At 49.5% G+C, this 21,736-nt stretch carries 16 protein-coding genes and 2 pseudogenes; 7 read left to right on the forward strand and 11 right to left on the reverse strand.

Annotated features, from left to right (window positions below; genetic code table 11):
• Nucleotides 1-149: 149 nt before the first annotated feature.
• From apaG to ACW73I_RS02590, 4 genes are all read left to right on the forward strand, one after another.
• On the forward strand, nucleotides 150-527 hold the full coding sequence (gene apaG, locus ACW73I_RS02575) for a Co2+/Mg2+ efflux protein ApaG (RefSeq protein WP_458027646.1): 378 nt from the start codon (nucleotides 150-152) through the stop codon (nucleotides 525-527).
• Nucleotides 527-1,354 carry a symmetrical bis(5'-nucleosyl)-tetraphosphatase gene (locus ACW73I_RS02580; protein WP_458027647.1) on the forward strand — a complete coding sequence of 276 codons (828 nt, stop codon included), beginning with the start codon at nucleotides 527-529 and terminating at the stop codon, nucleotides 1,352-1,354. The genes apaG and ACW73I_RS02580 overlap by 1 nt, the downstream gene beginning before the upstream one ends.
• A 235-nt stretch (nucleotides 1,355-1,589) precedes the next feature.
• A complete protein-coding gene (locus ACW73I_RS02585) occupies nucleotides 1,590-1,997 on the forward strand; it encodes an exosortase system-associated protein, TIGR04073 family (RefSeq protein WP_458027648.1) in 408 nt (135 codons plus the stop codon).
• 36 nt (nucleotides 1,998-2,033) lie between these two features.
• Complete coding sequence (locus ACW73I_RS02590) at nucleotides 2,034-2,729, forward strand: OmpA family protein (protein WP_458027649.1); 696 nt, start codon at nucleotides 2,034-2,036, stop codon at nucleotides 2,727-2,729.
• Between the two features lie 79 nt (nucleotides 2,730-2,808).
• Here ACW73I_RS02590 and ACW73I_RS02595 read toward each other — a convergent pair whose 3' ends face one another.
• Nucleotides 2,809-3,000, reverse strand: a complete 192-nt coding sequence (locus ACW73I_RS02595; RefSeq protein WP_458027650.1) for a hypothetical protein — start codon at nucleotides 2,998-3,000, stop codon at nucleotides 2,809-2,811.
• A 119-nt stretch (nucleotides 3,001-3,119) separates the two neighbouring features.
• Nucleotides 3,120-3,230: pseudogene (locus tag ACW73I_RS02600) on the reverse strand (IS66 family transposase); the annotation flags it as partial.
• A gap of 85 nt (nucleotides 3,231-3,315) precedes the next feature.
• On the opposite strand from ACW73I_RS02600, the pseudogene ACW73I_RS02605 reads away from it, so the two are divergent.
• Both ACW73I_RS02605 and ACW73I_RS02610 read left to right on the forward strand, forming a co-directional pair.
• Nucleotides 3,316-3,909: pseudogene (locus ACW73I_RS02605) on the forward strand (PAS domain-containing protein); the annotation flags it as partial.
• Nucleotides 3,910-3,933: 24 nt separating this feature from the next.
• Nucleotides 3,934-5,547: a putative bifunctional diguanylate cyclase/phosphodiesterase gene (locus ACW73I_RS02610; RefSeq protein ID WP_458027771.1), complete on the forward strand. Its 1,614-nt coding sequence runs from the start codon at nucleotides 3,934-3,936 to the stop codon at nucleotides 5,545-5,547.
• Between the two features lie 47 nt (nucleotides 5,548-5,594).
• Here the strand turns inward: ACW73I_RS02610 and ACW73I_RS02615 are convergent, their stop codons facing one another.
• The gene (locus ACW73I_RS02615) at nucleotides 5,595-5,753 is read right to left on the reverse strand and encodes an EAL domain-containing protein (protein WP_458027651.1); all 159 of its coding nucleotides are present in this window, start codon (nucleotides 5,751-5,753) and stop codon (nucleotides 5,595-5,597) included.
• 168 nt (nucleotides 5,754-5,921) lie between these two features.
• On the opposite strand from ACW73I_RS02615, the gene fae reads away from it, so the two are divergent.
• On the forward strand, nucleotides 5,922-6,473 hold the full coding sequence (gene fae, locus ACW73I_RS02620) for a formaldehyde-activating enzyme (RefSeq protein WP_458027652.1): 552 nt from the start codon (nucleotides 5,922-5,924) through the stop codon (nucleotides 6,471-6,473).
• Nucleotides 6,474-6,518: 45 nt separating this feature from the next.
• Here the strand turns inward: fae and ACW73I_RS02625 are convergent, their stop codons facing one another.
• The 8 genes from ACW73I_RS02625 to ACW73I_RS02660 all read right to left on the reverse strand — a co-directional run bounded on the left by ACW73I_RS02625 (nucleotide 6,519) and on the right by ACW73I_RS02660 (nucleotide 21,687).
• On the reverse strand, nucleotides 6,519-8,093 hold the full coding sequence (locus ACW73I_RS02625) for a BatD family protein (protein WP_458027653.1): 1,575 nt from the start codon (nucleotides 8,091-8,093) through the stop codon (nucleotides 6,519-6,521).
• Between the two features lie 162 nt (nucleotides 8,094-8,255).
• Complete coding sequence (locus ACW73I_RS02630; protein WP_458027654.1) at nucleotides 8,256-9,695, reverse strand: TolC family protein; 1,440 nt, start codon at nucleotides 9,693-9,695, stop codon at nucleotides 8,256-8,258.
• A 153-nt stretch (nucleotides 9,696-9,848) separates the two neighbouring features.
• Complete coding sequence (locus ACW73I_RS02635) at nucleotides 9,849-13,007, reverse strand: efflux RND transporter permease subunit (RefSeq protein WP_458027655.1); 3,159 nt, start codon at nucleotides 13,005-13,007, stop codon at nucleotides 9,849-9,851.
• Between the two features lie 15 nt (nucleotides 13,008-13,022).
• Nucleotides 13,023-14,150, reverse strand: a complete 1,128-nt coding sequence (locus ACW73I_RS02640) for an efflux RND transporter periplasmic adaptor subunit (protein ID WP_458027656.1) — start codon at nucleotides 14,148-14,150, stop codon at nucleotides 13,023-13,025.
• Between the two features lie 224 nt (nucleotides 14,151-14,374).
• Nucleotides 14,375-16,180 carry a vWA domain-containing protein gene (locus ACW73I_RS02645; RefSeq protein ID WP_458027657.1) on the reverse strand — a complete coding sequence of 602 codons (1,806 nt, stop codon included), beginning with the start codon at nucleotides 16,178-16,180 and terminating at the stop codon, nucleotides 14,375-14,377.
• The gene (locus ACW73I_RS02650) at nucleotides 16,180-17,166 is read right to left on the reverse strand and encodes a vWA domain-containing protein (protein WP_458027658.1); all 987 of its coding nucleotides are present in this window, start codon (nucleotides 17,164-17,166) and stop codon (nucleotides 16,180-16,182) included. The genes ACW73I_RS02645 and ACW73I_RS02650 overlap by 1 nt, the downstream gene beginning before the upstream one ends.
• Entirely contained in the window at nucleotides 17,163-17,627 is a 465-nt protein-coding gene (locus ACW73I_RS02655; protein ID WP_458027659.1) for a DUF4381 domain-containing protein, read from the reverse strand. Before ACW73I_RS02655 ends, ACW73I_RS02650 begins: the two co-directional genes overlap by 4 nt.
• A 7-nt stretch (nucleotides 17,628-17,634) precedes the next feature.
• Nucleotides 17,635-21,687: an EAL domain-containing protein gene (locus tag ACW73I_RS02660; RefSeq protein WP_458027660.1), complete on the reverse strand. Its 4,053-nt coding sequence runs from the start codon at nucleotides 21,685-21,687 to the stop codon at nucleotides 17,635-17,637.
• Nucleotides 21,688-21,736: the final 49 nt, after the last annotated feature.

Here is a 21,736-nt window from a genome sequence, read left to right on the forward strand (position 1 = left end):
GAGCTTGCTTGCGTTTGCTTATCAGTTGAGTTGAAATAATGACTTAATCTCTAGCCAGTTAGTATGACAAATATTGAGAAGCGATCTTTAAAATGAATGAAATCAATTTAATCAGAGCTTCTTCAAATACAGCGTGACATAATCCATCAATGAGCGAAAAAAACAAAGTATTAGTTGAGGCAAAACCACAATATCTAGAAGCCCAATCGGCGCCGGAGCAAAACCGTTTTGTGTTTGCGTACACCATAACCATTACCAATATTGGCTCCGTTCCCGCCCGCCTATTAACCCGGCATTGGCTCATCACAGATGCTAATGGTAAAGTGCAAGAGGTCAACGGCGAAGGCGTAGTAGGGGAACATCCGCATTTAAATCCGGGCGATTCGTTCCGCTATACCAGTGCGGCCATGATTGAAACCCCGGTCGGCGTGATGCAAGGAAAATATCAGATGCAATCCGATAGCGGTGAACAATTCAGCGCGGCGATACCTAAATTTACCCTGTCTATACCCAGAACCATACATTGATGGCGATTTATGCAATTGGCGACATTCAGGGCTGTTACAACGAGCTAAGGCGATTACTTGACGTTATCAAGTTCGATCCAACGCACGATCAACTTTGGCTGGTCGGTGATTTAGTCAATCGCGGACCGCATTCTTTGGAAACCCTACGCTTTATCAAGGGATTGGGCGAATCGGCTGTCAGTGTGCTTGGAAATCACGACCTGCATTTAATCGCGACCGTTGTTTCGTTGACGAACATCGGTAAAAAAGACACGTTAGGCCCGGTCTTACGCGCGGCGGATTGCGATGAATTGATCGACTGGCTACGAAAGCAGCGCTTATTTCATCATAACGATGAGTACTGCTTGTTGCATGCCGGCCTACCGCCGCAATGGGACTTCGCCCAGACAAAAACCATGGCGAGGGAAGTGGAAAAGGCTATTGGAGGCCGCGATTACCAACGCTTTTTTCGTTCCATGTACGGTAATAGACCTGCCGTCTGGCAAGATGATTTGACCAAGACGGAACAACTGCGCTTTGCTGCAAACTGCTTCACTCGATTGCGGTATTGCACACTCGACGGCGAATTGGATTTCCACCAAAAGGGTCCTCCGGGCAGTCAGCCTTCGCATTTAGTGCCATGGTTTAAGGTTCCATGGCGTAAAAGCCGGAACATGCGTGTCATCTTCGGGCATTGGTCAACATTGGGCTATTACGCGGAAGACAATGTGTTTGCCATCGATACCGGCTGCCTATGGGGAGGGCAACTGACCGCCTTAAAATTGGGCGCTCAACCAGAGCGCACCAGTGTTGCTTGCGACTGCGAGCAAAATCCTGCTATAAGTTAAACGTCCGATCACTGAAAGCCGCTAGACCTTGATTCGGTTAGTCGTTGCGGACTGCAGTCCCAATAAACATCGGTTGACAAAATCAAGGATTCGGGCGCATTGTTACCTTACCGCTGTACGTGGAGAGGTACTTTTTAGCTTTGTCAATAAAAGTCAGATTGTTGCTTACAACCCATTTTCGTGCTTGCCCATCCGTTTGCGGGCGACACTAAATATGTAAAACAAGGAGCTACTCATGAATACAAAAAAAATTATGGCCGCCTGTGTTTTATCCGGCGCACTGATGACGGCACCAACAGTCCATGCAGAGAGCTATATCGAAGGTTTTAGTGAAAAGGTCAGTCAAGGTTTTGCGAATATCGTATTCGGTTTTATAGAAATTCCGAAAAACATAATCAATATTTCCAGCGACCAAACCATATTTGTAGGGATGACCTGGGGTGTATTGCGCGGAACCGTGCATGGCGTTAGCCGCTCGCTTGTCGGCGTTGCCGAGCTGGTGACTTCCCCGATACCTACGCGTGATTATGCATCCCCAGCCTATGTTTGGGATCGTTTTAGCGAAGACAGCCGTTACTTCGGCCTGCATTATCCGGGCTACTGGACCGAATACGGTCCGTTGGATGACGGCGACGACGAATAATCCTGCTAAGACGAATTCTTTAATGAGGATAGCATCATGAAAAGACAACACATTTACATGCCATTCGCGGCTTTGGTTTTCTCCTTGGCTGCGTGCACAAACCCAAAAATTGACACCAGCGATTTAAAATCGGAAATCGATGCCTCCAGGGCCGGTCATTACGGTCAAGCGATGTTGCATGAAGAACTGTCCGAAGAAGAGTTGGAAGTGGCTAATAACATTTTGGGCCACTTGGAAAACGACCATTACTGGAACATAAACGAAAAACAAAAAGCCATGAGCGCGGCTAAATCCGCAGCGTTTCATCGCATGGAATCGGAAAAGGAAATGTGCATGTGGCTAACGGAAGTTCATGGTCAAAATCATCACGATGTTGAAGCGACTCATGAGACTGTGGCCTACTTTAAAACGGCGCAAGATGTGCCGTTCAAAGTGAAAGACGATTCCATCGGCCGAGTTGGCCGATGGCTGCAAGCACATCCCGATGCGACGGCTGCAGTTACCGCATCCACTGATACAGTCGGTAACCCGGCTTACAATCAAGCCTTATCGGAAAGAAGAGCCAATTATGTGGTTCAACGCTTGATGGCAAAAGGGGCAAAGTCTAGCCAGTTGACCGTTAAGGCGATAGGCGAAGCCATGGGGCCGGATAACACGCCAAATCAGGAAAATCGTGTGGCGATAGTCATCACATCCCATCCGAATTACGTTGATTGTCCCAACCTAAAATAGCGTCATTTCATAAAGCCCCGCCAGCGCTGGTTTGGCGGGGTCTTATCATCTATCCAAAATACGGATCGTAATTAGTATTCTATAATTCATCCGCCTGTTTTTGCCGTTCCGCAGCGTTATCGAGTATCTGTTGCTCAAGTCCTTTGGCTTTTTCCAAAGGCTGGTTTATTGCTCCGGCTACGTCGTTTTGCGGTTGCGTATTGTCTTCTGCAGGCGATGAGCAACCTGGTAGCACGCTAACCAGTAGCAGTAGGCCAAACATAGATTTCATCTTTGTCTCCCGGAAATTGCCCGATATTTATTCGGCCATGTAAGCATAGACTAACGTTGACAACACGGAAATATAAAACCAAGCTGGACGGTTTGTCTTAATAACACGGTCAGGATGGCCCGGAAACAGCCGGAGATCTTTTGTTTGACCTTAGCCATGCGTAAAGCCTGCTCAGCGCGGTTATTGGTGAATGCGACATGAGGCTCTTTGGCGAAGAGTAGTATGGATTGCCCAAAATCAGCCGGATGGCAGAGCTGAAAATGATACTTTTCGGGCTGGCACTAATTAGTTGCTCAATACCACCGAAGCTCTCTTCAAGAACGCGCTTTCTATTTTGATTTTTTCGATGCGCAAACCGCCGAGTTTTTTCGGCAACGGGATCTTGAAATTATAGCGCAGGGTAAATTCCTGGTCAACGAAGAATGGGTAGTGTATGCAGACGGCCGCCGCGAATGCCTAGAAACCTTGAAAACCCCGTATTTGAATGAAAAGGGCGAATTGTTGGGCGTTATTGGCATCAGCCGCAATATTACCACTCGAAAACAAGCCGATCAGGCGCTGCGCGAAAGCGAGGAAAAATTGCGCGCGATGTTTGAAATGTCGCCGTTGGCAATTGCCCGCAATGCCATGGATGGCCGTTTTATCGAAGCGAACAGAGCTTGGGAGGAGATGCTCGGTTATACGCTAGATGAATTGAACACCCTCAGTTACTGGCAGTTGACGCCGAAAGATTACGGCCTGATGGAAGAGCGGCAATTGGAGGCGTTGGAAACCACGGGCCGTTACGGTCCGTATGAGAAGGAATATTGGCACCGCGACGGTCGCCGAATTCCGGTGCGTCTGAACGGGGTTTTGATTACCGGCAGCGATGGCCATCGCTATATTTGGTCCATTGTCGAGGACATCAGCGAACGCAAGCGCACCGAAGAAAACATGCAGTTGGCTTCTACCGTGCTCACAGGCTTTAGCGCAGAGGAAGCGATAGGGCGAACTCCGCGTATCTTGAATTCCGGTTTGCACGATAAAGCATTCTACGACGCCATGTGGCAAGAGCTCAATAGTTCGGGATTTTGGCAGGGAGAGATTTGGAATAAGCGCAAGAATGGCGAGATTTACACGGAGTGGCTAACCATTAACAGTATTTATAAAGACGATGGCAGTTGTTTCCGGCGGGTCGCTTTGTTTTCCGATATCACCGATAAGAAGAAGGCCGAGGAGCTAATTTGGACGCAAGCGAATTTTGATCCTTTGACCGGCTTACCAAATCGGCGCATGTTCAACGATAGACTGATTCAAGAAATCAAAAAGGCGCATCGCGGCGGGTTGCGTCTTGCGCTGATGTTTATCGATCTGGATCATTTCAAGGAAATTAACGACATCCTGGGTCATAACGTAGGCGATCATTTGCTCAAAGAAACCGCTAATCGTTTAAGTGCGTGTGTGAGGGAAACCGATACCGTTGCTCGTTTAGGCGGAGATGAATTTACCATCATCGTTTCGACGCTTGAAGACGCCGTCATTACCGATCGGATTGCTCGCGGGATTTTGGCCAAGCTGGCTGCCCCTTTTAAGCTCGATGGCGAAACCTTGTATGTTTCGGCTAGCATTGGCATCACGATTTATCCCGACGACACCACCGATGTCAACGAGTTATGCAAAAATGCCGATCAGGCGATGTATTCGGCCAAACGTCAGGGACGCGATCGCTTTAGCTATTTCATGCCGTCTATGCGCGACCGGGCAGAACGGCGCATGCGGCTCTCCGCCGGTTTGCGGATCGCGCTGTCAGAAAATCAATTTCAGGTTTATTACCAGCCCATTATCGATTTGTCCGATGGCAGTATTCGTAAAGCCGAGGCTTTGATTCGTTGGCAGCATCCGGAGCGTGGCTTGATCAGTCCCGCTGAGTTTATCCCTATTGCCGAAGAAACCGGCAGAATCGTTGAACTTGGCAATTGGGTGTTTCAGCAAGCCGCGTTGCAGGTCATGCACTGGCGCAAGCGCTATCGAGCCGATTTTCAGGTTAGCGTGAACAAATCGCCGGTGCAGTTTCAGAACGATGAAATTTTCTACAAAGGCTGGATAGAACAAATGCACGAGCTAGCTCTTTCCGGCGACAGCGTGGTGATTGAAATTACCGAAAGTCTGTTATTGGATAAAAAGCCAATCGTGAACGAAAAATTATTGCTGTTTCGCGATGCCGGTATTCAGGTGGCGATAGACGACTTCGGTACCGGCTATTCGTCGCTAGCTTACCTAAAAATGTACGATATCGATTATTTGAAAATAGATCGGTCTTTTATTAAAAATTTACAGCCGGATTCCAGCGATCTAGTGGTATGCGAGGCTATCATCGCAATGGCGCATAAATTAGGGATGAAAGTCATTGCCGAAGGGGTTGAGACCAGTGATCAACGCGATCTCCTCATCGCGGCCGGCTGCGATTACGGTCAAGGTTTTCTGTTTTCCGAACCCGTTCCTGCTGCGGAGTTCGAGGCATTGCTGAATCAGACAAGCCCGGCCGATGGGTTTGCCGTCAATAAATAACGAATGAATACGGACCATTTGATGCCGATATTTGGCCTAAACGGTTTTCATGATCGTCGATTAGCGGAAATGAAGTGTTTTTGAAATTCGGCCAAAGGTTCGGGCCGACCGAACAAATAGCCCTGGTAATGATTACAGCCGTGTCGAGCCAGAAAGTCCCGCTGGCTTTCGGTCTCTACTCCTTCCGCGATACATTCGATACCCAAGTTATTGGCCTTCCTATAATACTTTGCATGATAACTGCGTCACTCTGTGTAACGCCGATCCCAACTTTCGCGCCTTCAGGCTCATCTGTCATTGGACATAGACTATTGCTGAACATCGACTAGCAAGCATAGAATGCAGCACCTTTTATACTAAGTGAGGATAGTTCGATGTCGGATTCATATTGGTTCAGAACGGGCGAAGCCACCGTATTTTCCAGCGAAGGTCAAGGCACCGATGCCATGCCGGAGATCCTGATAGGCGACGTTAAAGGGCCGGCCGGACATGCTTTTGCCAACCTAATGGGACAAACGGCAGGCCATACCCGCATGTTTGCGATTCGGGCGTGTAACCAGCAAGTTCGTCCGGCGACGATGATGGTACCGAAAGTGACGATTAAATCCTCGGCTTACGTTAACCTGCTCGGGGGGCCGGTTCAATCGGCCGTAGCCGATGCGGTCATAGACAGCGTGGCCGATGGCGTCATTCCTCGCCTACAAGCCAACGAACTTTGTATTGTCGCTATGTTGTGGATCGACCCCTCTTGCGCTACAAATCCCAAGCTCGATCGTAAAGATTTGTACCGGACCAACTACGAAGCCATGAAATTAGCGATCCAAAGGGCTATGAGCAATTCGCCCAGCATCGACGAGTTGATCGCCAACAGATGGAAAATCACGCATGAAATGTACGATCCCGAGACGGGCGAATCGCAGTGGTAATCTATCGGCCGCGGTAACACCATAATTGCGAATTTAGGCCGCCGGCTACAAACGGAACAGCGGCTCCAGCGCATCGTCTTGTTTTGTCTTGGTTTTACCGCTGTCGTTGGCCTCATTAAACGCATGCCATAAGGCTTGTCCGTTCCAGCTCGATTGCGCTTCAGAGTATAAGTATTGGTTCAATAACCCAATTTCATCACTCAAAGGGCTGACGCAATGGCCGGCTATGGACGCCAGATTCTCCAAGCCGAAGCGTTGTTTTCCCCATTGCAACAGTGCTTGTTTGGCGGCATGCGGATTATTAGTCCGGCAGGCAGCCTTTAAGACTTTGTCATTCGAGACCTTAGGCATCCGCGTTACCGCCGGCTTACCGCTAGTAGCGGTTTTCTTGGCTTTCAGATAAAACCAGAGCAGGGTTGTTAGCCATCCTAAAGCGAAAAATGCCGATAAACCTTGCCAGAACCGGTTATCAGGAGCATCCGGCCTATCCGCTTGAGTTTGCTGTTGCAATACCGGTGGCGCTGGTGTCTGCGCGCTTCCGCCGGCGGCGATGGCTTTAATCGTGACTTCCGGCAGTTCCGCTTCCTCGGTCTTTTGAGTCCGGGTATTGAACCAGGTAATCTTCACTGCGGGCAGCCGGTAGAGTCCGGGTTTGCTGGGGATGTAGGCGATTTTTTCCTCGCGTATCGCGATTAGGCTGTCGCTTTGATTTTCTTCTTTCAGTATTGGTTGGTCGGGGTAGGTTTTTAGGCCATCGACGTTAACTTGCCCGCCTAATTCGGGCAATTGGCCAACCGTTGTCCCTTCGGCAACTAAACGGATAGTACGCGTTAAAGGCTCCCCGACTTTGCCTAGCAAGCGACTGTCCGACCAGTTTTCGGTGAGCTTTAAAGATTCGGCGCCAATCCAGTTCGATCCGGTAAAACTCCTTGGAACCGGCAGCACGTTTAAGGTTATCGCCTTGGATGAAATCCTGCGTGTTTCGGTGATTTGACGATTAAAGAAACCATTGAAACGTGGCTGCCGGCCGCTGACCACCTCCGCCGACAACGTCAACGGCGAAATCCTGAATGGCCCGCTTTGCTGCGGAAAAATCGCATATTTGCGCTCCAGCACGCCGTATTCGACGCCGTCGATTTGAGTTCTGTAGGTAGTGTCTTCTCCCAACTGTTCCACCAGGGCGTCTTTTACCTCTAAGTCGCTGAGCCTGGATTGGGAAATTTGTACGCGAAAATATATTTTCAAGGTGTAGAGCACTTGCGACTGTACATAGGGATTTTCCGGGGTGGCCTGCACATCTAAAAACAGTTCTTCTTGCCTACCTGAAGCTTGCGGCGAGTCGGTGACGGTAACTTTTAGGGCTTTACTGCTATCGGAGCCAAAAGCGATCGGAGGAATCGTCAGCATACCCGCATGCTTGGCCATCGCATTGATAACCCATTGCTCATTACGGCTACTCTGACCGTTGATCCACGATACATTGCTGCTGCGCTGTTGATTCAATATCTCGAAATCATTTTCCAGCGGTGTAAAGTCGGGGCTGCCGTCCGGCGGTTCGCTAGCGCTAAAGGTAATTTGAAAGGATTCATTGAGATTGACCGGGTTACGATCGATGCTCACGCGGATCTCAGCGGCGTAGGCGGGCCGAATCAAAAAGTACGCGCAGAAAAACAAAAAGTAACCGATACGCCGGAACATGAACCTCACCAATATTAGCGATTTATAATCTTATAGTCGAAGATCATAACTTCAAAAAATCAAAAATAACATGCGATGTCAGGCTTACCGCCAGCCTCCACCCAGTGATTTATACAGATTAATCTGGGCGATACGTTCTTGCTTGATGACATTGATTAATTCCAGATTAGACTGCAGAGCGCTCTGCTGGGCAATCAAGACTTCTAAATAGGTGGCTTTACCGGATTTATACAACTCCCTGGAAATATCCACCGCCTGTTGGAGGGCGTCGCTTTCTTGTTTTTTAGACGACTTAATGTCCTGCAGTTTTGAAATGTTGGAAAGTAAATTGGCGACTTCGACATAGGCGTTCAAAATCGCTTTTTGGTAGTTATACATTGCGGTCAATTGATTGGCTTGGGCGGTGTTGAAGCGGGCCTCCAGCGCTTTCATATTAACGATAGGCTGTATCAATTGGCCGAAAACGGAAAAAGCAACGGAAGCCGGCGTCGTGAATAAAAATTCCGGATCGAACGCCCGATAGCCAAGGGCCGCTGAAATTTTCACACTGGGATAAAACGATTTTTTCGCCGCTTGCAAGTCGTATTTGCTGGCCTGTATATCATGTTCGGCTGCACGGATGTCAGGACGGTTTTCCAGTAATTCGGACGGAACGCCCGTGGATAATTCATGCGGTTTTTCAGTAAAAAAGATTTCCTTGGATCTTTCAATCGGTTGCGGATAACGGCCCAACAAATAATTGATCGTATTTTCGGTGATGGTGATTTTCTGCAGAACCCTTTTTTCCGACACTTGTATGCTGAACAGCTCCGCACTGAATTGTTGTACCGCCAATTCGTTGGCTCGGCCGGCTTCCTTCTGTAATTTGATAACGTCGAGCGCCTCCTGCACTTTCTTGATCGTTTGTCGGATGATATCCAATTCATGGTCAAGTGCCAGCAATTCGTTGTAGTGGACTGCTATGTCGGACACCAAATTTGAAATAACGAAATTGGTGGCTTCGATGCTGGATAGATAGCTGGATACAGCGGATTGTCGTTGATTTTTCAGTTTGCCCCACACGTCGATTTCCCAGGACGAATGCGCACCGATGAACATATCGGGCAGAATCTCCGGCACGGTCTCGCCGGTGGGTAATTGGGTCGTATCGTTTCCGGCCCCGTCCATGGTGTAAAGCCCGAACTTGTGCACACCGCCGCCAAGTTGCAATTCAACTTGCGGCAGCATGTCGAAATTAGCCAATTTTATGCTGGAACGTGACATTTCAATGCGCTGTAACGCGATTTGCAGATCGAGATTATTGGTGACGGCCGTATCGATCAACTTTATCAAGCGACTGTCGGCAAAATATTCCCGCCAATCAACGTTCTTAATGGAGGCGCCGCCCTGCGTTTTTTGATCCTCCTGAAAATTCGCCGGCATCGGTTTTTCCGGAATGGATAAATCGGTGTTCAAACCGGAGCAGCCAGCCCCGAGTAAGCCTACCAAGGAGATGGTCAGAGAGAAATGTCGTGTATGCTTCATGAGCCTTAACTTATTAAAAAACCGTTCAACCAAGAAGAAACATCAACTGTTCGAATCGCATTGCTATCGAATAAATCATGTCTCAGAGCCGATAGACCGGATCGAATCCAGTCAACGAATGTGCGTTTTCCGGTTGAACCGCCAAATTTGGAATTAAATAGTTTCGGTAAAAGGAGATTCTTCTTTCTTTCCTTTGCGATGATGTTTTTCAGCAATGCCGGCAAAGGTCACGTACAGACCCGGAATGATGATGACTCCGAAAATGGTGCCGAATATCATGCCGCCGGCGGCGGCCGACCCGATGGTATTGTTGCCGATCTCGCCGGCGCCCGATGCAAACATGAGCGGAATCAGGCCCGCAACAAAGGCAAACGAAGTCATCAGAATAGGCCGCAGACGTAAGACGCCGGCTTCGATTGCGGCGTCAAACGGCGATTTGCCTTGTTTATGTTTTAGCGCGGCAAATTCGATGATCAAAATCGCGTTCTTGCCCAAAATGCCGATCAACATAATCATCGCAATTTGCGCGTAAATATTGTTTTCCAAGCCCATCAGCATCAAAAAGAACAATGCCCCGAAAATTCCGATCGGTAATGAAAAAATGACTGCAAACGGCAACAGGAAACTTTCATACTGGGCGGCAAGCAACAAGTAAACGAACAGCAAACAGATAAGAAAAATAAAAATGGCTTGATTACCGGCATTGGCCTGGTCTCTAGAGGAGCCGGCCCAGTCGTAACCGAACCCTTTAGGCAATTTCTCGGCCGCGACTTCTTTGATGGCGGCAATAGCCTGGCCGCTGCTATAGCCCGGAGCCGGTTGACCGTTGACCATCGCCGACGTGTACATGTTGTAACGAGTTACCTGTTCCGGGCCGTAAACTTTTTCGATAGTCAGAAAAGAGGAAAACGGCACCATATTCCCGGCATCGTTTTTGATGTATAGCTCCAATAGATCCTCCGGTTGGGCACGATATACGGGCAGGGCCTGTACCATGACCTTATATAATTGGCCGAAGCGGATAAAATTGGTGGCGTACTCGCTACCGATCAGAGTTTGTAGCGTACTCATCGCGTTGTCGGCGGTGACGCCTTTTTGTGCGGCTTTGTCGCCGTCGATATGGAGTACGAACTGCGGAAAACTAGCATTGAATGTCGTAAACGCGTTGGTGATTTCAGGTCGCCGGTTCAGCTCTTCGACAAAAGCGTCTGCGACTTTTTGCAAGTTACCCAGATTATCGGAACCGGTTTTGTCCAGCAGGCGCATCTCAAAGCCGCTGGAATTGCCGTAGCCCGGCACCGGAGGCGGCGTGAAAAATTCCACGCTGGCATCTTTGATATCTCGAGTTTTTTCTTCGAGTTCTTTAATGACGTCCTTGTCGGACGCGGTTCTCTCTTCCCAGCTTTTCAAGCTGATCAGATTCATGCCGTAAACCGCGCCGGTACCATCCGACAAAATACTAAAACCCGCCAAGCTGGAAACAGAAGCTACGTCCTCCAAGCTCGATGCAAGGCGTTGCACCTCGTTGGATACTTTTTCGGTACGCTCCAGCGTTGCGCCTGATGGCGTCGTGATGTTTGCATAGATGGTTCCTTGGTCTTCCTCCGGGATAAAACCGGAGGGAACCTGCTTGCCTATTACGCCGGCGCTGACCGAAAATGCCAGTAGCACGCCGAAGGTGACGACATTGCGGTTTCCGATTGAGCCTATCAGTTTCTTATAGCGATCGGAGAGTCCGTTATACCAACGATTAAAGCCGGCGAAAAATTTCTGGGTTCCGGTCTCTTTATGATGACCATTCCCGTGCAGGTTCTTAAGGAATATGGCGCACAGCGCCGGAGTCAAGGTCAGTGCGGTAACCCCGGAAAGAACGATGGAAATAGCCATGGTCAACGAAAACTGCCGGTAAAAAACGCCTTCTGGGCCTTCCATAAACGATACCGGCAAGAATACCGCCGACATCACCAGCGTAATCGCGATGATGGCTCCGCTGATTTCACGCATGGCGCTTTCGGTGGCTCGCTTAGGGCCCATGTGGGAATGCTCCATTTTGGCGTGCACGGCCTCGACCACGACGATCGCGTTATCGACCACGATGCCGATTGCCAGTACCAAGGCGAACAACGTGATCAGATTGAGCGAAAAACCCAGCATTTGCATGAAGAAAAACGTACCGACCAAAGATACCGGTACGGCGATGATCGGAATCACGGTCGAGCGGACGTCTTGCAAGAATATGAAGACGACCAAGGCTACCAAGACGAAGGCTTCGAACAAGGTCTTGATGACTTCATGAATCGAAGCATCCAGGAACTCGGAGACGTCGTAACTTACCGTATAGCTCATGCCGGGCGGGAAAGAATTGGCCTTGATTGCCGCCATGGTCTGTTTGATGTTGGCTATGACCTCTTTTGCATTACTGCCGGGACGTTGTTTTAGCAGGATGGCGGCGGAAGGACGGCCGTTTTCCTTGGAAAGCACGTTGTAATCTTGGGAATCGAATTCGATTTCGGCCACATCTTTGAGCCGTATGATTTCACCGTCCTGACCGCTATTTAATACGATATTTTCGTAGCCTTCCTTGGTATTGTATTTACCTGTATAGCGCAAAACGTATTGCAGCGACTGGGCTTCCTTACCCGAACTTTCGCCGATTTTTCCAGGAGCGGCTTCCACATTCTGCGCTTTCAGCCTTTCGACGATTTCAGTCGCGGAAATGTTGTACATCAGCAGCTTGTCGGGTTTAAGCCAGACACGCATGGCGTATTCCCGGGAGCCTAATATCTCGGCGAAACCGACGCCCTCTATGCGCTTCAGTTCTTTCAGTACGTTGATGTCGGTGAAGTTATAAAGAAATTTCTCGTCGACCGTCGGATCGGCGCTGAGGATGTTGATGTACAGCAGCATAGCGTTTTGCACTTTTTCGACAATGACGCCGGCTTTGATCGCTTCGGCGGGTAATTCGTCGATTACCGCAGATACCCGGTTTTGCACGTTTACCGCCGCCACGTCCGGACTGGTGCCGGGCTTAAAGATAACGCTAATCAGACCGCTGCCGTCGTTACCGGCGACGGATGACATATAGGTCATACCCGGCACGCCGTTGATCGCCCTTTCCAGCGGGGTCAGTACCGCTTTCACCACGACCTCGGCATTGGCGCCAGTAAATTTGGTCGTGACTGTCACCTCGGGCGGAGCAATGTCGGGAAATTGGGTGACCGGCATCTGAGTCAACGAAATCAGGCCCATCAAGGTAATGATGACCGATATCACAATAGACAACACCGGGCGGTGAATAAATTTAGACGTCATAATGTTTAGCTCCTCTTATTCTTTGTCTTCAGAGGACATGACAGTGGCCAAATCGACATAAACCGGTTCTATTTTGGTACCGTCTTTTGCATTTTCGACGCCTTCAAATACTATCTTGTCGTTTTTTAATAGCCCGGATTCGACAACATAATAATCGGTAAGCCGCATTTTAGGAATGATATGTCTTTGCGATAAGGTGTTATCTTGGTTCACAACGAATACGTAAACTCTGTCTTGAATTTCAAAAGTCGATTTTTGCGGGATAATCAGCGCGTTTTTAAGCTCTTTTTCGATAATAATTTCGCCATTAGCCCCATGCTTTAAAATGGCATCCGGATTAGGGAAACGAGCTCTAAACGCAATATTGCCGGTTTCACGGTCAAACTCGCTTTCAATCATTTCTATTTTGCCGGGATACGGATATATTTCGTTATTGGCAAGTTTTAAAGTGACGGCATCTATTTGCTTTTCGTCGCTGCTTATATAATTAAGATAATCGATTTCCGATAAATGAAAATAAGCGAATATTTCTCGATTATCCGAAATCGATGTCAGCATATCGCCTTCTTCGATCAAACTACCCATTTTATGCGGTATACGGTTTATGATGCCGTCGTAAGGCGCTTTTATCTGTGCATAGGACAGATGTAAAGCAACCTGCTCTTTATGCGCTTGAGCCTCTTCGACTTTGGCTTTTAATGCGCTTACTTTTGCGCCCAATACGTCCAACTCGGGTTTTGAGACAATATTTTTTTCCACCAAACGCTTTACGTTGGAATATTCGACTTCGGAAGCCTTTAAGTCGGCTAGAGCGCCTTTATAATCGGCATTGGCTTTTTGTAACTCTTTTTCATATTCCAAAAAATTAAGGGTAAACAATAATTGTCCTTTTTTGACGTTTTGTCCTTCATCGACATAATTCTTTTCAATAAAGCCCTTAATTTTACTTCTTACTTCTACATAGCGTACGGACTGGATTTCGGCAACATATTCGCTGTTATAAGTAATATCCTTTACGCTCGGACTGATTACCTGGTAGGAATCCACTTTAGTATTAACTTCCTTACCAGTTCCGCATGCCGCTATAACTAATAATGCGGCGATTATAAATATTTGACCAATTTTCATTTTATATATTAACATTTTATCAATCTCATATTCATGATATGTTTTAGAAAATGCCGTTTCAAAGCATAATTTTAAAAGTCATATCACTGAGTTTATTTATCCCTCTAGATTAAGAACCGTCGCCTTAAAAGGTCGGCGCCGTTGGAAACGGCCAAGCAACACTAAGATATATAATGTCTGAATCTAAGTTCAACGGCCGCCAATAGACAGCTTTGCCGGTAATCAAACTCTAAGCGTGCTTACCAGTCGGGACCGTTATGCGGAGGGGGGTCGCGCTGACCGTATTGGTACTTGAATTTCCGTTTCAACAAACCGGTGGGTTCGTCGGGGATACGTTTTAAGAGTTGTTCGTTGGCGCGCTTGGCTTCGTCTTGCTCGGAGTAGCCGGTTTCAGTCGCAGCGTCTTTTTGCGGATCTTGAGCGGGTTTGAGATTGCTGGACGAACGCCGAGCGTCGTCGGGTTTGTCGGTTTGTTGTTCCGGTTGCGGTTGTTTGTCTTGACTTTGTCCGGGGGTTTGGTTTTGGCGCGCTTCGCTAGTGTCCGGTTGCTGGCCGGCCTGCTCCGAATTTTGAGCTTGTTGAGCTTCTTGCTGTTGATTTTGCCCATGTTCCACCGATTGGTTCGACTGTTGTTCCTGGTTTTTCCGGTCTTGCGCCGACTGGTCGGAAGCTTGATTATTTTGGTTCTGCTGCTTTTGCAACTCCTTTTCGACCAAGGCCTTATTATATTCGGCGTCGGCGTGTCCGGGATCAAGGTTTAGTGCTTGTTGGTATTCTGCGAGGGATTCCTGCAATTGGCCGGCTTTCGCCAGGGCGTTACCGCGATTGTAATGAGCGTCCGCGGTTTCGGCGCCTTTTAGGGTTTCGGCCGCTTCTTGATATTGACCGGCTTTATATTGAGCGGCGGCGCGCCAGTTTGTATCGTTGAATTGTTCGGCTGCTTGTTGGAACCGCTGTTCCTGAAAAGCTTGTTGCGCCTGCTGATCTTGCGTCCGCCATAAATGCTGCCAATCGAAAGCCAGCGCTTCTTTAGGAAAAGGCAATAGGCAGATCAGTAAAAACGCCAGTAAACCTTTTCTAAATTGCAACGCGGCCCACGGCAATAAAGGTAATAGCAGCCAAGGGCCTTTATCATCCCATTGTTGTAAGCGTATGTCGGTTTTCTCGATCTTGTCTTGATTCACAGGCCTGTTGAACAAATCGCTTAGCCGTTTAATGTCGTCATCGTTGGCGGTGATGGTTTGATATACGCCGTGCCCTATCGAAGCTAATTCGGCTAAGCTTGCAGTTTCAAGCTTAGCCACAACGATATTACCTTGTTTGTCCTTCAAAAAGCCACCGCCTATTGGAATGGGCGCGCCTTCGGGAGTTCCCACCGCCAGTACCGACAAACGATAATCGCCAACAGACTTGCGCGCTTCGGAGATGCTCTCGGCATCGGCGCCGTCAGTCACAAGCAATATATGGCCTTGGGCCAAGCCGGCTTGATGCAATAAATCGGCGGCTTTTTCTATCGCTATCCCGGTATTGCTGCCGGCGCTGGGCATAATATCCGTATTTAGGGCTTCCAACTGGCTATTAATAGTGCCGGTATCGGTGGTCAGCGGAGTCACCGTGAACGCATCGCCGCTATAAACCAGCAACGCCGTTTGCCCGTCCTTGCGCTGGCGCAAGATATCGCTTATTTTGTAGCGCGCCCGGGTAATACGGTTGGGTTTGATATCGGTCGCGTCCATCGATTTGGACAAATCCAGCGCAATAACCAGCGCAGAATCATTCCGAAATGCCGGACTGGGCAAGCGTTCCCAAGTCGGGCCGGCCCCGGCCAGAATACAAAACAGCGCGGCCAGAGTAGCTGCAATCCAGCTGCCGCGCCGGCTCCGCGCCGGCTTGTCTTGCAGTATGAAAGGCAGCAACTCCGGGTCGCAGACCGCGGACCATTCGCCATGGTGGTATTTTTGCTTGATGAGCAAAAACAGAATGATCGCAGCCGGTATCATGGCCAATAGCCACCAAGGCCTCAGAAAATGCAAGTCGGCCAACATCAGCCCAACCTCAGGCGGCCGATAGCCAGCAAAGCGACCAAAACCAGCGATACGCTTAACGGCCAATAATACAGTTCCGATTTGGGGCGGAAAAACTGCTTATCTTTTTGTACCGGTTCCAGTTGATCCAAAATGGCGTAAATCTGATCGAGTTCCTCCGTATTCCTCGCCCTGAAATACCTTCCGCCCGTGGTGTCGGCGATCGTTTTCAAGGTTTTTTCGTCTAAATCCGCGGAAGGATTCACCCGGCGAGTTCCGAACAAACTGCGTACTAACATTTCGTCGGCACCGATACCTATGGTATAGATTTTTAAATGATGTTCGGCGGCAATTTCGGCGGCTTTTAAAGGTGATAATTCACCGGCGGTATTGGCGCCGTCGGTCAGTAATATCAAAACCCGGCTGTCGTTCTTTTCGTCCTGCAAACGTTTGACGGCCAAGCCGATCGCATCGCCAATCGAAGTTTGCGGATCGTCATCGGTAATGCCGATGAAAGCCTCGTTCAGCAAAGTTTGGACGGTGTTGCGGTCGAAGGTCAACGGTACGTGCAGAAAGGCTCGGGTTCCGAAGAGTATCAATCCCAGCCGGTCGCCGACACGGCGTTGCACAAAGTCGCTGACCACGTATTTCGTAGCGGTCAGGCGGTCGTAATATTTGCCGTTGATGATGAAATCTTTTTCGTTCATGCTGCCCGATACATCGACCGCCAACATCAGGTCGCGCCCGTTGACCGCGAGTTCCAGCGGTTCGCCCAGCCATTGCGGCCTGGTACAAGCGATTACCAAGAATATCCAGGCGAACGCCGCGACTCTGAGCGGCCAGCGTATCGGGCTGTTCAGGCGGCGTTGGTCGGCCGCCGGAAAGTCGTCCAGGAATGGCACGATCAGCGCGGCCCGATCGGTTTCGGTGTAAGGCGGCATTAGCCAACGCAACAAAAACGGTAACGGCAATAGCAGGCTTAACCACGGCCATTGAAAAGCCATCATGAGTTTTTACCCTGTTGCTTGAGCCAGCGTTCGCATAATGCAAACAAGGCGTCAAAATCAATATCATCGGCTGATGACGGCCGAAAATGCGCATCCGCTAAACAGCGGCCTATTCCTTGGCTGAAAGGCGAGTCCGGAAGCGATTGATCGAGGAAATCCAGCCAGGCCGCTCCGTTTAATCCGGCTATCCTGTCGCGCCGGCCCGTGCTGATGGCGGTGCGCCGTAACAAAGCGGATAATTCGGTTAGGGTTCGCTTGGGGTCCGCGGACTGGTTACGGATGCCTTTTAACAAGTGATGGGCCGATTTGACGGCGTTTTTGCGCGTCCGGCGTTTGTAGCCGTAACGTGCTAGCACGATGAGGATTGCCAAAGCCACCAGCGACAACCACCAACCGGGGGCCGGCGGCCACCAGCCAATTGTATCCGGCAGATGAATGTCTTTTAACGGTAAGGGTTCCATTTAACAATCAAGCGTACTTGTCAAGGCACTCGTCCAATCGTTTGTGAATAGCCTCTAATTTGACAAAACCGACCCGAGCGGCCTCTACTTCACCCGCCCAGAATTGCCGCATTAGGATGGTACCGAGCTGCAAAAGTTCGTCGTATAAGCCGGAAACTTCCAGCAACCAAGTCTTATTATACTGATCTTGTTGCTGAACTTGTTTCAACCACCGACCAAAATGACTTTTATTGGAGCGCATGATAGGCCAGTACGCGGTGTCGTTCCAATGGTTAGTTAAACAAACACTGATACGATGTAGCCATTGCTCCAAGGCGATGCGGTGAATTGCGATTTGAATTTGTTGATCGCCTAGATTTTGATTTGCACAGGTTTGCCACTCCAAAAACGGTTGGTATGCATTTATCCAGGCCGTTACTTCCGACGCGGGCATGGGCTTAGCAATCGCATAACCTTGCGCCGAATGGCAATTCAACATGAGTAGCGTCAACCCTTGTTCCGGTGTCTCAAGACCTTCGGCAACGACCTCGTGCCCGAAAGCCTGACTCAGCCCTATCACGCTTTCGACGATAGCGTAATCGTCGGGGTCGTCCAGCATGTCTCGGATAAAGCTTTTATCGATTTTGACGGTATCAACCGGCAGATGGCGCAAATGAGCCAATGAAGAATAACCGGTGCCGAAATCGTCCAGAGCGGTACTCACGCCCAGATCGTCCCGGCAGTTTTTGATGATGCGATTGACCGCCGACAAGTCGTCCAATGCGGTGCTCTCCAAGATTTCCAGCTGCAAGGAACGCGAATTGACCAAAGGATTCGACGCCAATATCGTCTTTAGATGCGTTGTAAACTCCGGCCATAGCAGGTGATAGGCGGATATGTTGACGCTCATTTCCAGAGTAAGGCCGGCTCGATGCCAGTCGCTTAACTGATGCCACGCTTGTTCCATGACCCAGTTGCCAATTCGGATCTCCAGTTCGTCAGAGGCCGGAATAGATAAAAACTCGGACGGCGGCAGAATTCCGCGCTCCGGGTGCCGCCAGCGAATCAAGGCCTCTACGCCGGTCACTGTGCCGTTTTTAAGGTTGACTTTAGGCTGGTAATACAGACAGAACTGTCCGTCTGTAAAAGCCTTTTCAATTTCCTTCAACTGATTATGGTGATCGATCACTAATTGATCGTAACCGGCATCAAACAAATGATAGCGGTTTTTTCCCGCCAATTTGGCCTGGTACATCGCATGGTCGGCATGGCGTATTAGCGTATCAGGATCGGCGTTGTCGAGCGGATAAACGGTGATGCCGCTGCTGACGCTGATACTGGCGCTATGCTCGTTAATGGCGTAAGGTTCGACAATGGCTCGATGAATACGTGTCAGCGTTTCGGTGCATTCTTCAATAGAGTGCAAATCCCCTAATAGCAATACAAATTCGTCTCCGCCATGGCGGGATACCGTATCTTCCTCGCGTAAGCTGGATTTCAGGCGCCGGGCAACCTCGACCAGGACCTTGTCGCCGGCCTCATGTCCAAACTGGTCATTAATCGGTTTGAAACCGTCGAGGTCTAGAAAACAAATGGCCAGTAGCGATTTTTCCCGCTTGCTATGCGCAATAGCTTGCAGCAATCTGTCCGCAAATAAGGTGCGGTTGGGTAGTTTGGTTAAAGGGTCGTAATGGGCTAAAAGCTCCAACATCTGTTGTTGTTGCTTGAAGTGGGTGATGTCGGAGAACAGTCCGATGTAATAAATGATCCGGTCCTGTTCATTGCAAAGTGCGGACATGGTCAATAACTCGGCATATAGTTCGCCGTTTTTCTTTTTGTTCCAAACTTCGCCGCGCCAATGCCGCTTTTCAATCAGCGCGTTCCACATCTTGCTATAAAATTCTTTACTGTGCTTGCCTGATTGCAGAACACTGGGGTTTTTTCCGATGACTTCTTCCCGGCTATAACCCGTGATTTCACTGAAAGTGGGGTTCACATCCACGATTTTTGCATCGGCATCCGTGATCAATATGCCTTCATGCGCTTCACTGAAGACTCTGGCGGCTAACTTTAATTCGCTTTCCGTTTTCTTTCGCGACGTGATATCGCGGCTTACGCCTAAAAATGCAATGACTTTACCCATGCTATCGCGCATCGGGGTGGCGTGAGTTTCCATCCAGCGCGTGCTTCCCTTTAATCCCCGCGCTTCAAATTCCAAGCATCCGGTTTCGCCGGCAAATACACGTCGGACAAGCCGGTTAAAGGCCGTTCGATATTGCGGCAGCAATAGACTATAAATATTGCTACCTTTTATTTCCTCTATGGAAGCCGCCTCCACCATGGCCAGTCCGGCAGGGTTCATGTCGATTAAAGAGCCGTCTTTTCCGAGCAATTTGACGCATTCCGGTTCGGAATTCAAAATCGTACGCAAATAGTTTTCCGATTGGCGCAGGGTTTTTTCAGTGTCCTTGAGCTCTGAATTGGCTTTTTGTAAGTCCCGGGTGCGGGCGGCGACCAAGGCTTCGACATGTGCCGTACGGCCGCTTATGGTCAGTAATAAGACGCTGAGTAGAGCGGTAAAGCACAAGCCGCTTATCAAGGTCAGCCAGGGCAACATAGAACCGTGAGTATTAAGGAAAACACTGTCGGCCGCAATCGTAAGCTGCCACCTGCGGTCCCCGAACAAAAATTGATGCTGCCAAGGTTTCAATCCGTTTCGTTCGGATAGCTCATGACTAACCTTTTTGGTGTACAACTCGGCCCGTCCGGCTGCGGCATCAAGATCGCGGAGGCGTAGCGCAAACGCCGTCAAATCGACGTCTTGTAACGCGGTTTCCGTCAAGCGGGCCGGCAAAATGACCGCGGAAACGAAGCCGGCCAAAGGGTTGCCGGTGTCGGCGGCCGAAGCCGAAAAAACCGGAATCGACAGTAATACTGCCGTTTCGAGATCGTTGCGTTGAATCAAAAATAAACCTTGGGATACCGAGGGTTCGCCCTTTAATCGAGCTAGTTCCTTCGATCGCCGGCTACCTGGGTTTGAAGCCGAGTCCAGGCCGAAAGCAGGTAGGTTACTCTGCATGGGTTCAACAAACGTGACCGGATAGTATTCGTCACGCTCGCGTACCGGAATCAGCATGCCGTCGGAATCTTTTTCCACGACTTTAAAATCGCCGTAGCCTTCGGCCCGCACTTGTTGCTCGAAATTGGCCAATTCGGTTCGCAATACTCTGGGAATCCATTCCAGCGCTTGCAGTTCCGGATGGCGTTGCAACACGGACTGCGAAAATGAAGCGAATTGCTGGCGACTGATCGGGCTGGCGGCGATATATAAGTCACGCAATGACAGACTGCTGTCGATTGCATTATTCGCATATTCGATAAATAAACGGTCGATAATGCCGGCTTCGTTATCAAACGCAAGTTGAACCCGCGCCTTTTCCGATTGATAAACCAATTTGAAAATACTGGTTAGCGCGATCAAGGTCACCAGCAAAGGTAAGGCTACGCCCGTCATTCGAGACCCCCAAAGTTCGCTCGGCTGCGCAAACAAACAAAACACCAAGGGACTGATGACTAATACGCCCAAGCTATCGCCTAGCCACCAGTTGACCCAGGAAGACCAGACCAAAGATAGGGGTACGATAGAAAAGGCAAACAAGATGACGACGCCGAGGGAGGCCGCTATCAAACAAGCGACGGGCCCCGTCAAAAAGAAAAATACAAACGTTTGGCGGGGAGAGTCGAGGCGCGGTACACCGGCTCCTAAGCGCCTCTCGGACAGAAATCCGGCGGCGACGGCCTGTAATACGCTGGCGCAGGCGATTAAAGCGGACGATACGATAAGTTCGGGTCTAATGCCGCCTATGGTGTAAGCCCCTACTAAAACATTATTGGCAAACGCGCCTAATAAAATAGCCGGCCAGACCTTTTTTCCCCAAATCAATAACGCGGCCAGACTCAAACCGGCCGGAGACCAGAGCGGGCTGGCATAAGCCGGTGCAATCACCATATTTAAGCCGTACCAGCCGCCCAGGAAAATGGCGGCTGTTAAAAGACTCAAGCGAACGAAGTGGACAGACATTTGAATTCGGGACGCTTGGAGTTCGTGTCTCGCAAAAGGCGGTTAGCGG

This window comes from Methylomonas sp. MgM2 (assembly GCF_054172045.1).

Coding starts and splice junctions, on each gene's coding strand:
- ACW73I_RS02585 (WP_458027648.1), top strand. CDS start 1,590: ATGAATACAAAAAAAATTATGGCCGCCTGTGTTTTATCCGGCGCACTG.
- ACW73I_RS02610 (WP_458027771.1), top strand. CDS start 3,934: ATGCAGTTGGCTTCTACCGTGCTCACAGGCTTTAGCGCAGAGGAAGCG.
- ACW73I_RS02590 (WP_458027649.1), top strand. CDS start 2,034: ATGAAAAGACAACACATTTACATGCCATTCGCGGCTTTGGTTTTCTCC.
- ACW73I_RS02580 (WP_458027647.1), top strand. CDS start 527: ATGGCGATTTATGCAATTGGCGACATTCAGGGCTGTTACAACGAGCTA.
- ACW73I_RS02595 (WP_458027650.1), bottom strand. CDS start 3,000: ATGAAATCTATGTTTGGCCTACTGCTACTGGTTAGCGTGCTACCAGGT.
- fae (WP_458027652.1), top strand. CDS start 5,922: ATGTCGGATTCATATTGGTTCAGAACGGGCGAAGCCACCGTATTTTCC.
- ACW73I_RS02635 (WP_458027655.1), bottom strand. CDS start 13,007: ATGACGTCTAAATTTATTCACCGCCCGGTGTTGTCTATTGTGATATCG.
- ACW73I_RS02645 (WP_458027657.1), bottom strand. CDS start 16,180: ATGTTGGCCGACTTGCATTTTCTGAGGCCTTGGTGGCTATTGGCCATG.
- ACW73I_RS02660 (WP_458027660.1), bottom strand. CDS start 21,687: ATGTCTGTCCACTTCGTTCGCTTGAGTCTTTTAACAGCCGCCATTTTC.
- ACW73I_RS02630 (WP_458027654.1), bottom strand. CDS start 9,695: ATGAAGCATACACGACATTTCTCTCTGACCATCTCCTTGGTAGGCTTA.
- ACW73I_RS02640 (WP_458027656.1), bottom strand. CDS start 14,150: ATGTTAATATATAAAATGAAAATTGGTCAAATATTTATAATCGCCGCA.
- apaG (WP_458027646.1), top strand. CDS start 150: ATGAGCGAAAAAAACAAAGTATTAGTTGAGGCAAAACCACAATATCTA.
- ACW73I_RS02655 (WP_458027659.1), bottom strand. CDS start 17,627: ATGGAACCCTTACCGTTAAAAGACATTCATCTGCCGGATACAATTGGC.
- ACW73I_RS02650 (WP_458027658.1), bottom strand. CDS start 17,166: ATGATGGCTTTTCAATGGCCGTGGTTAAGCCTGCTATTGCCGTTACCG.